Source organism: Streptomyces sp. PsTaAH-137 (assembly GCF_003259365.1).
Classification (GTDB): Bacteria; Actinomycetota; Actinomycetes; order Streptomycetales; family Streptomycetaceae; genus Streptomyces.
This window is the reverse complement of sequence record NZ_QLLY01000002.1, coordinates 624,019-635,696: the sequence shown is the minus strand read 5'-3', so window position 1 is coordinate 635,696 and position 11,678 is coordinate 624,019. Positions and strand designations below refer to the sequence as shown.

Here is an 11,678-nt window from a genome sequence, read left to right as displayed (position 1 = left end):
CCCTCATTCCACTGGTCCGAGGCATCCCGCCCATCCGCTCCCGTCGCGGCCCCCGACGCCGCCGACCCGGCAAACTGCACGGCGACAAGGGCTACGACTACTCCCACCTGCGGCGCTGGCTGGCCTCTCGGGGGATTCGCCATCGCCTTGCCCGAAGGGGCATTGAGTCATCCAAACGGCTCGGCCGACACCGCTGGGTCGTAGAACGCACCATGTCCTGGCTGTCCGGCTGCCGACGTCTCCACCGCCGCTACGAGCGCAAACCAGAACACTTCCTCGCCTTCACAGCCATCGCTGCGACCCTCATATGCCACCGCAGACTCGCCAAGTGAAATGACGTCTTAGGATCGCGCCTGCATCTGTATGGATCAGAGACTCTGCCCGGTGACGGAGTCGGCGTGGGGCGCGCGTCCCCACCCCACGCCCGCACTGGAAGGTTCCAGTCGCGATCACGGGCCGGCCCTCCGGACGCCGACGGCCCCGTTGTGACGCGGCCCGCCGGGCGGCGAAAGGGACGCGCCGTGTCCTCGACACCGGCCAACTACCGCACTCTGCTGCGCACTCCGGGCGCCGCCGCCTTCTTCCTCGCCGGCTGCGTCGGGCGGGTCGGGCTCGCCATGACCGGGCTCGGCATCGTCTGGCTGGTGCACGCCCGCACCGGCTCCTACGCCACCGCCGGCCTGGTCACCGGCTGCTTCGCCGTCACCGACGCGCTGGCCGGGCCGCAGATCGGGCGGCTCGTCGACCGGTTCGGGGAACGCCGGGTCGTGCCGTACGCGCTCGGGGCGCACGCGGCGGCCGTGGCGCTGCTGTTCGCGGGCGGCCCGGTGCCGCTCGCCGCCACCGCGGGGGCGCTGGCCGGGGCGACCCTGCCGCAGATCAGCGCCCTGTCCGCGGCCCGCTGGGCGGCCCTGCTGCGCGGTACGGGGCAGGACGCCGCGCTGCCCGGCGCCTTCGCCCTGGAATCCCTCGCGAACGGGCTGTCGTTCCTCATCGGCCCCGCCCTCGTCAGCACCCTCGGCGCCGCCGGGCATCCGGGGCTCGGCAGCGGGGTCGCCGCCGCGCTCGTGATCGGGGGCGGTCTCGCGTTCACCCTCCAGCGCCGCACCGCGCCGCCGGTCGCGGACCGCGGTGAGCGGCGGCACGCGGGGCGGGCGCTGCGCGGGCCGGCCTTCGTGGGGCTCGTCGCTAGCACCCTCGCCCTGGGCGTGTACTTCGGCGCGATGCAGGTGTCCGTCTCCGCGTACGCGGTCGGGCGCGGGACCCCTGATCTGGCGCCGGTGCTGTACGCGGTGTCCAACTGCACGAGCCTGGTGGGTGGTTGGGTCTACGGCGTGCGGCGGTGGCGGTCCGGGCCCGGGCGGCAGCGGGTCGTCGCCGCGGCGGGGCTGCTTCTGGCCTGTGTGCCGCTGGCCCTTCTCGACGCGCCGGTTCCGATGGGGTGCGCGCTGGCGCTGACCGGGCTGGCCGTGCCGCCGCTGCTGGCCGTCACCTCCGTGCTGACCGAGGCGGCGGTGCCGCGCGCCGTCCTCACGCAGGCCTTCACCTGGCTGGGGTCGGCGAGCGCGGCGGGGTCGGCCGGGGCGGCGGCGCTTGCGGGGCGTGCCGTGGACGCCGGGGGCGCCCACGCCGGGTTCCTGGTCGCGGTGGGGGCCGCCGGTGGGGTGGTGGTGCTGGCGGTGCCGGCTCGTCTGCGGGTGCGTGGGGGCTGGTCGCGCAGTTCCCCGCGCCCCTAGGTTGTACGTCGGCTGACGGCCGGTGGCCGCTTCTCGCGCAGTTCCCCGCGCCCCTGGGTTGTACGTCGGCTGTCGGCCGGTGGCCGCTTCTCGCGCAGTTCCCCGCGCCCCTGAGATGCGCACTTCGTGCGGCATCTCATCAGGAGCAGGTCGTAGCCTCGGGGTATGTCTCGTATCGCCCTTGTCACCTGTCGGCCCGGACCCGAGATCAGTGTGGACCGTGATCTGCCCCTGCTCGTCGGCGAGTTGAGGGGATGCGGCGCCGATGCCGTCGCCGTCGAGTGGGATGATCCGGAGGTCGACTGGGGCTCCTTCGAGTTGGTCGTTCTGCGGTCCACCTGGGACTACAGCTGGCGGCGTGCGGAGTTTCTGGAGTGGGCCGCGCGGTGTGCCGGCGTCACCCGGCTCGCCAACCCCGTCGACGTGCTCCGCTGGAACACCGACAAGCGCTATCTCGGCGAACTCGCCCGCGCCGGGGTGCCCACCGTGCCCACCGCGTACGTCGAGCCCGGCGACACCCCCGACCTGCCGGACGACCGCGCGTACGTCGTCAAGCCGGCCTCGGGCGCGGGCGCCCGGTACGCCGCCCGCTACACCCCGGCCGAACGGGACACGGCGCTGCGGCACTTGGTGCGGATGCACGCCGAGGGGCTGACCGCGATGGTGCAGCCCTACGTCGACGGGATCGACATCAACGGCGAGCGCGCCGTGCTGTTCTACGGCGGGCAGTTCCTGCACTCCGTGCGCAAGGGCGCCGTCCTGGCCCCGGGCGTCGCCTTCGACGTCCGCAAGGTCGCGCACCCCGCGCTGGAGCCGTGGCGGCCCACCGTCGCCGAACTCGCCGTCGTCGAGAAGGCGTTGGCGGCCGTGCCGGGCGGCCCCGAGCAGTTGCTGTACGCGCGGGTCGACCTGGTCGACGGCCCCGACGGGCAGCCGTGCGTGATGGAGCTGGAACTCGTCGAGCCCAATCTGTTCCTCGCCGCAGTGCACCCGGGGTCGCTCCCGGTCGTCGCCGAGGCGATCCTCAAGGCCGCCCGGTGAGCGTCCAGCGCTGGAGCAGTCCGTAGGTGAACTCGGCCCGCACCTCGCGCGGCGTCCCCGACGGGTCCGGCGCCGTGAACGCGAGGCCCCAGCGGGTCGGCGCCGAGCCCTCCAGAGGGCGGGCCGGGGCGAAGGCGCGGGCCGCCTCGTCGACCGTGCACGACCACGGGGTGAGGTCGTCGAGCGTCCGCAGCGCCGGGCCGGGGGCGCCGGGGGCGCGGATCAGCCAGTCGTTCCAGACCGCGCCCTGCGGCGAGAGCAGCACCTCGAAGCGCAGGTCGGGCCAGAGCGGCACCGGCCACAGCAGCGCCTCGCACTCCATGTCGCCGATCTTCCGGATCAGCGTGCGCTCGGGGGCGCCGAGGACCGAGCGGTAGCGGGAGACCGCCGCCCGCGCCCGGGGCGAGCGGACCATGGCCTGCCAGCGGCGGTTCGCCTCCCGCATGTCGGCGACGGAGACGCCCAGGTCGGCGCGGGCGGTCTCGACCAGCTCCGGATTGTGGTCGGCCATCCTGCGCAGCAGCACCAGCTGGAAGTGCAGCGGGGTGAAGGGTTCGGCGGGACCTGAGGAGGGTGCGGGGCGCGGCATGCCCTCCATGGTCGCGCAGCGTCGACCCATTGCCCGGTCACGGGCACTGTGCATAGCCTATGTTCGCCATACCGACCGTCTGTTGAAATATCGAACATAGGGAGGGGATCGGTCGTGGGACGCCTCGTACCAGCCGTGACCCGGGCTCTGGACATCATGGAGCTCTTCCTCGACGGGGACGGCACGCTGTCCGCCCCCGACATCGTCCGCAAGCTGCAGCTGCCGCGCACCACGGTGCACGAGCTCGTCACCACGCTCGCCGCCCGTTCGTACATCGTGCAGGTCCCCGGCCAGCCGGGCCGCTACCGCCTCGGGGTGCGCCCCTACCAGCTCGGCAGTCGGTACGCGGAGCAGCTCGACCTCGCCGCCGAGGGCCAGCAGGTCGCCCGCTCGGTCGCCGAGACCTGCGACGAGACGGTACACGTGGCGATCCTCGAAGGCACCGACGTCATCTACATCGCCAAGGTCGACTCCACGCACGCGGTGCGGATGGTCTCGGCGGCCGGGCGACGGCTGCCCGCGCACTGCACCTCGGTCGGCAAGATGCTCCTCGCGTCCCTGCCCGAGCCCGAGTTGGCCGCCCGCGTCCCGGACGACGCCCCGCTCGCCGCCATGACGGAGAACTCGATCACCGACCCGGCCGCCCTGCGCGAGGCCCTGCACACCATCCGCGAGCGCGGGCTCGCCGTCGAGAGCCGCGAGTCCAACCCGGACGTGAGCTGCGTCGCCGCCCCCGTGCGCGACCGCACCAACCGGGTCGTCGCCGCGCTCTCCATCTCCGTACCGATGATCCGCTGGACGGACGCCCGCGAGGCGGAGCTGGCGCAGCTCGCCGCGAAGGGCGCGGCCGATCTGTCCGAGCGCCTCGGCCACCGGGGCACGCCGTGAGGGCCGAGGTCGCGGTGCGGGAGACCGCCGAGCTCGGCGAGGGCCCCACCTGGGACCCGGCCGCCGAGCGGATGGTCTGGGTCGACATCCTCGGCTCGCGCGTCCACACCTTCGAGCCCGGCAGCGGCCGCCGCACGGTCCTGGTGACCGAGCAGCACGTGGGCGCCGCCAAGCCGCGCGCGGGCGGCGGTCTGGTCGTCAACCTCCGGGACGGAGTGGGCTGTTACTCCGCCGACGGCGCCTTCTCCTGGCTGCACCGCGAGCCGGTCCCGGGGCGGCGCGGGAACGACGCGGCGGTCGCCCCCGACGGCGCCCTGTGGGCGGGCTCGATGGCGTACGACGAGCGGCCCGGCGGCGGCAATCTGATCCGCCTCGCCCCCGACGGCACGGCGGCCGAGAAGATCGACGACGTCACCGTCTCCAACGGCACCGGCTGGAGCCCCGACGGCACGCTCATGTACTACGTCGACACGGCGACGAGCCGCATCGACGTCTTCGACGTGGACGGCGAACACATAGGCAACAGGCGGGAGTTGGCGACCGTCGAGAAGGGCGCCGGTCTTCCGGACGGCCTCACCGTGGACGCCGACGGCTGCGTCTGGGTGGCCCTGTGGGACGGAGGGGCGCTGCGCCGGTACACCCCGTCCGGCGCCCTGGACCGGGTGATCCCCCTCCCGGTCCGCCGCCCGACCGCCTGCGCCTTCGGCGGCCCGGACGTGCGCGACCTGTACGTCTCGACGGCCCGGGTGGGCCTGACCCGTCCGACCCCACTGGCCGGATCGCTGCTCGTCCTGCCCGACGCCGGCCAGGGTCTGGCGCAGCCCGTGTTCGGGTGACCTAGGGCCTGTCTCTCAGATCCCTCCGTCCGCCCGGAGGGCGGGCCCCGCGGCGTCTGGTGCGTGCTCTCGGCGTGCCGGGTGCACGGCCTCGTACTGGGCGTACTCGGCCTTGCGCCCGGTGCGGCGAGAGCGCGTGCCAGGCGTCGCGGGGCAGGAGGGATCTGAGAGACAGGCCCTAGAGGCCCGGACACGTACAAGCCGCGGAGGCGGCTGCTCGATGCATGAGCAGCCGCCTCCGCGGCTTTTCCGTTGTCGAACCCATTGACGGTCGAAGCGCTTCAACCTTACGGTCCCGTTCGAAGTTACGGGCACCATTCGACATTTCGAACAGTAAGGGCAGGGCATGGGACGACCTGGCCTGAACCGCAGGCACCTTCTCGCCGCAGCAGGCGGGTTGACCGTCGCCGGAAGTGCCGCCTTCGCGGCGCTCGGTACCGGAGCCGACGCGCTCGCCTCCGGCGCGGACACCCGCGTGCGCTACTGGAACCTCTTCAGCGGCGGCGACGGCTCCAACATGATCGCGATGCTGGACGCCTTCCGGAAGGAACACCCCGACATCGCGGTCAAGGACTCCACGCTCCAGTGGGGCAACCCCTTCTACACCAAGCTCGCGATGGCCGCCGCGGGCAACCGGGCCCCCGAACTCGGCGTCATGCACCTGGGCCGTGTCGCGGGCTTCTCGCCGGGCCGCCTCCTCGACCCGTGGGACGAGAAGCTGCTCGCCAAGTACGGCGTGCGCAAGGCCGACTACAACCCGGCGCTGTGGAACCGCGGCGTGATCGACGGCAAGCTCTACGCCCTGCCGCTCGACATCCACGTACAGCTCTGCTTCTACCGCAGGGACGTGCTGAAGAAGGCGGACCTGCTCGGCGACGACGGCCGGATGATCGACGTCACCTCCACCGCCGAGTGGTTCGACGTGCTGAAGAAGGCGAAGAAGGCCCAGAAGAAGGGGCTCCAGACCATCGGCCTGTGGACCAACGACCAGAACTTCCAGTGGTGGTTCTTCGTCGCCTTCTACACCCAGCTCGGCGGGCGGTGGTTCGACGACGGGAACACCGAGGTCCTCTTCGACGCCGACAAGGCCACCGAGGTCCTGGAGTTCCTCCGCAGGCACGTCACCGACGGATACGTGATCCCGGGCGCCCCGACCGGCGAACAGTTCATCAACGGCGCGCCGTTCACCTGGGAGGGCAACTGGTCGGTGCCCGTCTTCTCCGGCGCGAAGCTCGACTATGGTGCCACCCCGCTGCCGGCCGTCTTCGGGAAGAGGGCGACGCACGCGGAGTCCCACTCGTTCGTCCTGCCGCACCGGTCGGGCCGCGGCGGCGCCACGAACGAGGCGGCCCACCAACTCGCCGCGTACGTCGTCACCCACGCCCTGCAATGGGCGGCCGGCGGCCACATCCCCGCGTACACGCCGACGCTGTCCACGGCCGCGTACAAGAAGCTCACCCCGAACAACGAGTACGTGACCGCCATGGACCACCAGGCCACCGAGCCGAAGGTCTGGTTCGCGGGCTCCACCGGCGTGCTCGCCCAGGACCTCGGCCCGATGGTCGTCTCCTCGACGATGGGCTCGGCCGAGCCGGCCGCGGTCGGGCAGCGCATGAAGAAGGAGCTGGCCAAGCTCCTCGCCTCGAAGAACCCGATGGACGGCACGACTGCCGCGCAAGGAGGTGCGGTCGCATGACGACGACCAGTGCGGAGACCACCCTGCTCCCGCCGTCGCGGGCGAGCCGCGCGACCGCGACGGCGACCGTCCGGCGCAAGCAGGGCTTCCAGCACGGGGGCTGGTTCATCGCCCCGTTCCTGCTCCTGTTCGTGCTGTTCGTGATCTGGCCGCTGCTGCGCGGGCTCTGGCTCAGCCTCACCGACGCCAACATCTCCGGCGACGGCGCGGGCTTCGTCGGCCTCGACAACTACCGCGAGGCGCTGCACGACACGGCGATGTGGGACGCGCTCGGCCACAGCGCCTGGTTCACGCTCCTCGTCGTGCCCTGCATTACCGTCCTCGCCTTCCTCCTCGCGATGCTCGCCCACCACATCGAGCGCGGGAAGTGGCTGTGGCGGCTCTGCTTCTTCGTCCCGTTCCTGCTGCCGTCGACGGTCGCCGCCAACATGTGGCAGTGGCTGATGACCCAGGGGATCGGCCTGTTCAACGAGACCTTCGGGCTCACCACGCCCTGGCTGACCGACAAGTCGTACGCGATGCTCGCCCTCGTCATCGAGACGCTGTGGTGGACGGTCGGCTTCTCGTTCCTGCTGTATCTGGCCGCGCTCCAGGGCATCCCCGCCCACCTCTACGAGGCCGCGAAGCTGGACGGCGCCAACGCCTGGCACCGGATCGTCCACATCACGCTGCCGATGCTCCGCCACATCACCGGCCTCGTCGTCGCGCTCCAGATCCTGGCCTCGCTCCAGCTCTTCGACCAGGCGGTCGTGATGATGGACTTCGGCCCGGGACCCGAGGGCAGCACGCGCTCCTTCGTCCAGTACACCCTCGAACAGGGCTTCACCAGCTACCGCGTGGGCTACGCCTCCGCGATGTCCATCATCTTCTTCGTGATCATCGCGGCCGTCGCCCTCGGCCGGATGGTGCTGCTGCGCACCCGTGAGGAGGGCACCCGATGAGCACCACGGACATACCGGTGAGCAGGTCCCGCAAGCCCTGGACGCCGAGCCAGGTCGTGCTCACCGTCCTCGGCGTCGCCGTCTCCGCCGTCTTCGTGGCGCCCGTCGCCGCGGCCCTGCTCACCTCGCTCAAGTCCGAGGCGGAGGCCGCCGAGATCCCGCCGCACTGGCTGCCGAAGGTCTGGACGGTCCAGGCGTGGAAGTCCCTGTGGAGCACCGGCAACATCAGCGACTGGTTCGTGAACTCCCTGGTCGTGTCGGTCCTGGTGACGGCCGTCGTGCTCGTGATCGCCGCCCTCGCCGGATACGGCTTCGCCCGTACGGAGTTCAGGGGCAAGGGCGTCCTGATGGGCGTGGTGATGTCGGGCCTGATGGTCTCCCCGGCCGTGCTCGGCGTGCCCCTGTTCACCACGGTCCAGCAGATGGGGATGGTCGACACCTACTGGGGCATGATCCTGCCCCAGTGCGCGCCCGCCGCGATGGTCTACATCCTCTACAAGTTCTTCCAGGGCATCCCGCGCGAACTGGAGGAGGCCGCCTTCATCGACGGCGCGGGCCGCTGGCGGGTCTTCTTCACCGTCATCCTGCCGCTGTCCCGCCCCTCCCTCGCCGCGGTCGGCATCTTCACCTTCATCAGCTCGTGGAACAACTTCCTGTGGCCGTACATGGTCACCAACAACCCCGACCTGATGACCATGCCGAACGGCATCGCGACCGTCATGAACTCCTACGGCATCCAGTGGGCCCAGCTCATGGCCGGCGGCCTGATGGCGGGCCTGCCCCTGATCGTCGTCTTCGTCTTCTTCCAGCGGCAGATCGTGGCGGGCGTGGCCCACACGGGACTGGCCGGACAGTGACCGCACGCATGTCCCGAACCGCATGTCCCGAACCGAAAGGAACGCATTGAGCACCGCACGCTTCACCCTCGACCCCGCCTTCACGATCGGCACGGTCGACCCGCGCCTGTTCGGGTCGTTCGTGGAACACCTCGGCCGCTGCGTCTACACCGGCATCTTCGAACCGGACCACCCGAGCGCGGACGAGGCGGGCCTGCGCACCGACGTCCTCGACCTCGTACGGGAACTGGGCGTCACCGCCATCCGCTACCCCGGCGGCAACTTCGTCTCCGGCTACAAGTGGGAGGACTCGGTCGGCCCGGCCGAGGACCGCCCGCGCCGCCTCGACCTCGCCTGGCGCACCACCGAGTCGAACCGCTTCGGCCTCTCCGAGTACATCGCGTTCCTGCGCAAGATCGGCCCGCAGGCCGAGCCGATGATGGCGGTGAACCTCGGCACGCGCGGTGTCGCCGAGGCCATCGAGCTCCAGGAGTACGCCAACCACCCCTCCGGCACGGCCCTTTCGGACCTGCGTGCCGAGCACGGCGACAAGGACCCCTTCGGCATCCGCCTGTGGTGCCTGGGCAACGAGATGGACGGCCCCTGGCAGACCGGCCACAAGACCGCCGAGGAGTACGGCCGGATCGCCGCCGAGACGGCCCGCGCCATGCGCCAGATCGACAAGGACGTCGAACTCGTCGCGTGCGGCAGCTCCGGCCAGGGCATGGACACGTTCGCCGCCTGGGAGTCGACGGTCCTCCAGGAGACGTACGACCTCGTCGATCACATCTCGCTGCACGCCTACTACGAGGAGCACGACGGCGACCGCGACTCCTTCCTCGCCTCCGCGGTGGACATGGAGTCCTTCATCGAGAACGTCGTCGCGACCTGCGACCACGTGGGCGCCCGCCTCAAGTCGAAGAAGAAGATCAACCTCTCCTTCGACGAGTGGAACGTCTGGTACATGACGCGCACCGACGCCGAGGTCTCCGCGCTCGACTGGCCCGAGGCGCCGCGCCTGCTGGAGGACGTCTACTCGGTCACCGACGCCGTCGTCTTCGGCTCGCTGCTGATCGCCCTGCTGCGCCACGCGGACCGCGTCAAGATCGCCTGCCTCGCCCAACTGGTCAACGTCATCGCCCCGATCATGACCGAGCCGGGCGGCGCGGCCTGGCGGCAGACGACGTTCTTCCCGTTCGCGCAGGCGGCGGAGTACGGCCGCGGCGAGGTCCTCGACGTCCGCGTCGACTCGCCGACGTACGACACCGAGCGCCACGGCACGGCCGACCTGCTGCACGCCACGGCGGTCCGCGCCGAGGACGGCACGGTCACCGTCTTCGCGGTCAACCGCGGGCAGTCGGAGTCCCTGCCGCTCGAAGTCGCCCTCAATGGCCTTGAGTTGAGTGCTGTCACCGAGCACTCGGTCCTCGCCGACGCCGACCCGGACGCCCGCAACACCCTCACCGACCCCGAGCGGGTGGCCCCGCACGCGGCGACCGGGACGGTTCTGGAGGACGGCGTGCTGCGGGCGACCCTGGAACCGCTGTCCTGGAACGTGATCCGCCTGGGCTGACGGCGGCCGAGGGAAACCATGGGTTTCCTGTGAGCCCAGTCAACTACCGGCTATCTACGGCCCGTTGAAGAGGACGGATTCGGTAAAGCGGAGCCCTGGACTCCCCGCCGTCCCTTGTTGAAGTGTGCGCAACAAAGCAAACATCGTCGCGACCGCCGGGGACGCAGGACCGGCGGTCGCACAGCACCCGCACCGCCCCTGTCCACCCTTCTCAGGAGGCAGTACGTTGCGCGACACACACCCCCACAGATGGCACCTCGGCCGGATGGGCGCCGGGCTCCTCGGCGTCGCGGCCCTCGTGTTCGCCGGGCTCGGCACGGCGGCCCAGGCCGACGCCGCCGCATCGCTCACCCCGCACGTGACCTGGAAACGAGCCTGTTCCCAGCCCGCCAAGGCCGGTGAGATGGCCTGCGGCGCGAAGCGCGTGACGAGCGGCACCACCGCGTACGCCGTCCAGCGCGCCAAGGCCGGACACGCCGCCCCCGACGCGGCCGACGCCGCCACCCCGTCCGGCTACGGTCCGACCGACCTCCAGGCCGCCTACGGCCTGACCTCGGCGGCCGCGTCGAAGGGCGCCGGTGAGACGATCGCCATCGTCGACGCCTACGACGACCCGAACGCCGAGGCCGACCTCGCCAAGTACCGCTCGTACTACGGCCTTCCGGCCTGCACCACGGCCGGCGGCTGCTTCAAGAAGGTCAGCCAGACCGGCTCCACCACCTCGCTGCCCACCGCCGACAGCGGCTGGGCCGAGGAGATCTCCCTCGACCTCGACATGGCGAGCGCGGTCTGCCCGAAGTGCAACATCCTGCTCGTCGAGGCCAAGTCCGCGACGATGGCCAACCTCGGCGCGGCCGTGAACCGGGCCGTCACCCTCGGCGCCAAGTACGTGTCGAACAGCTACGGCGGCTCCGAGTCCTCCTCGGACAGCTCCTACGACTCCTCGTACTTCAACCACCCGGGCGTCGCCATCACGGTCAGCTCGGGCGACGAGGGCTACGGCGCCGAGTACCCGGCGGCCTCCCGCTACGTCACCGCGGTCGGCGGCACGGCCCTCACCAAGGCCGCCTCCACCACGCGCGGCTGGACCGAGTCCGTGTGGAAGACCAGCAGCACCGAGGGCACCGGATCGGGCTGCTCGGCCTACGACACCAAGCCGACCTGGCAGACCGACACCGGCTGCACGAAGCGGACGATCTCCGACGTCGCCGCGGTCGCCGACCCGGCCACCGGCGTCTCCGTCTACGACTCGTACGGCATCACCGCCGGCTGGTACACCTTCGGCGGCACCAGCGCCTCCTCGCCGATCATCGCGGCGGTCTACGCCCTCGGCGGCGTCCCGTCGTCCGGCTCGTACCCGGCGAAGTTCCCGTACGCCGTGGCCGGGACCTCCGCGCTGAACGACGTCACGACCGGCAACAACGGCAGCTGCTCCAGCAGTTACCTGTGCACCGCGAAGACCGGCTACGACGGTCCGACCGGCTGGGGCACCCCGCAGGGCGTGTCCGGCTTCACCGGCTGACAGCCTCCCGGTGAGGGTGC

At 71.4% G+C, this 11,678-nt stretch carries 11 protein-coding genes; 10 read left to right on the top strand and 1 reads right to left on the bottom strand.

Going from position 1 to position 11,678, the window contains the following annotated elements; translation table 11 throughout:
- The 3 genes from K377_RS06510 to K377_RS06500 form a co-directional block, all read left to right on the top strand.
- Nucleotides 1–332, top strand: a 332-nt coding sequence (locus K377_RS06510) for a transposase (protein ID WP_146614693.1), incomplete at its 5' end; no start/stop codon positions are given.
- Nucleotides 333–521: 189 nt separating this feature from the next.
- A complete protein-coding gene (locus tag K377_RS06505; RefSeq protein WP_111662156.1) occupies nucleotides 522–1,736 on the top strand; it encodes an MFS transporter in 1,215 nt (404 codons plus the stop codon).
- 165 nt (nucleotides 1,737–1,901) lie between these two features.
- The gene (locus K377_RS06500) at nucleotides 1,902–2,777 is read left to right on the top strand and encodes a RimK family alpha-L-glutamate ligase (protein WP_111662155.1); all 876 of its coding nucleotides are present in this window, start codon (nucleotides 1,902–1,904) and stop codon (nucleotides 2,775–2,777) included.
- On the opposite strand, the gene K377_RS06495 is transcribed toward K377_RS06500, so the two are convergent.
- Nucleotides 2,761–3,366, bottom strand: a complete 606-nt coding sequence (locus K377_RS06495) for a hypothetical protein (protein WP_111662154.1) — start codon at nucleotides 3,364–3,366, stop codon at nucleotides 2,761–2,763. The two genes, K377_RS06500 and K377_RS06495, sit on opposite strands and share 17 nt — an antisense overlap.
- 114 nt (nucleotides 3,367–3,480) lie before the next feature.
- On the opposite strand from K377_RS06495, the gene K377_RS06490 reads away from it, so the two are divergent.
- The 7 genes from K377_RS06490 to K377_RS06455 all read left to right on the top strand — a co-directional run bounded on the left by K377_RS06490 (nucleotide 3,481) and on the right by K377_RS06455 (nucleotide 11,658).
- Nucleotides 3,481–4,254 carry an IclR family transcriptional regulator gene (locus K377_RS06490; RefSeq protein ID WP_111662153.1) on the top strand — a complete coding sequence of 258 codons (774 nt, stop codon included), beginning with the start codon at nucleotides 3,481–3,483 and terminating at the stop codon, nucleotides 4,252–4,254.
- Complete coding sequence (locus tag K377_RS06485; protein WP_111662152.1) at nucleotides 4,251–5,090, top strand: SMP-30/gluconolactonase/LRE family protein; 840 nt, start codon at nucleotides 4,251–4,253, stop codon at nucleotides 5,088–5,090. The genes K377_RS06490 and K377_RS06485 overlap by 4 nt, the downstream gene beginning before the upstream one ends.
- A gap of 346 nt (nucleotides 5,091–5,436) precedes the next feature.
- Nucleotides 5,437–6,786 carry an extracellular solute-binding protein gene (locus tag K377_RS06475; RefSeq protein WP_111662151.1) on the top strand — a complete coding sequence of 450 codons (1,350 nt, stop codon included), beginning with the start codon at nucleotides 5,437–5,439 and terminating at the stop codon, nucleotides 6,784–6,786.
- Nucleotides 6,783–7,727 carry a carbohydrate ABC transporter permease gene (locus K377_RS06470; RefSeq protein WP_111662150.1) on the top strand — a complete coding sequence of 315 codons (945 nt, stop codon included), beginning with the start codon at nucleotides 6,783–6,785 and terminating at the stop codon, nucleotides 7,725–7,727. Before K377_RS06475 ends, K377_RS06470 begins: the two co-directional genes overlap by 4 nt.
- Nucleotides 7,724–8,584: a carbohydrate ABC transporter permease gene (locus tag K377_RS06465; RefSeq protein ID WP_111662149.1), complete on the top strand. Its 861-nt coding sequence runs from the start codon at nucleotides 7,724–7,726 to the stop codon at nucleotides 8,582–8,584. The genes K377_RS06470 and K377_RS06465 overlap by 4 nt, the downstream gene beginning before the upstream one ends.
- 46 nt (nucleotides 8,585–8,630) lie before the next feature.
- Nucleotides 8,631–10,136 carry an alpha-N-arabinofuranosidase gene (locus K377_RS06460; protein ID WP_111662148.1) on the top strand — a complete coding sequence of 502 codons (1,506 nt, stop codon included), beginning with the start codon at nucleotides 8,631–8,633 and terminating at the stop codon, nucleotides 10,134–10,136.
- Between the two features lie 226 nt (nucleotides 10,137–10,362).
- The gene (locus K377_RS06455; RefSeq protein WP_375605908.1) at nucleotides 10,363–11,658 is read left to right on the top strand and encodes a peptidase S8; all 1,296 of its coding nucleotides are present in this window, start codon (nucleotides 10,363–10,365) and stop codon (nucleotides 11,656–11,658) included.
- The last annotated feature ends 20 nt before the right edge of the window (nucleotides 11,659–11,678 follow it).

Coding starts and splice junctions, on each gene's coding strand:
- K377_RS06500 (WP_111662155.1), top strand. CDS start 1,902: ATGTCTCGTATCGCCCTTGTCACCTGTCGGCCCGGACCCGAGATCAGT.
- K377_RS06495 (WP_111662154.1), bottom strand. CDS start 3,366: ATGCCGCGCCCCGCACCCTCCTCAGGTCCCGCCGAACCCTTCACCCCG.
- K377_RS06475 (WP_111662151.1), top strand. CDS start 5,437: ATGGGACGACCTGGCCTGAACCGCAGGCACCTTCTCGCCGCAGCAGGC.
- K377_RS06470 (WP_111662150.1), top strand. CDS start 6,783: ATGACGACGACCAGTGCGGAGACCACCCTGCTCCCGCCGTCGCGGGCG.
- K377_RS06465 (WP_111662149.1), top strand. CDS start 7,724: ATGAGCACCACGGACATACCGGTGAGCAGGTCCCGCAAGCCCTGGACG.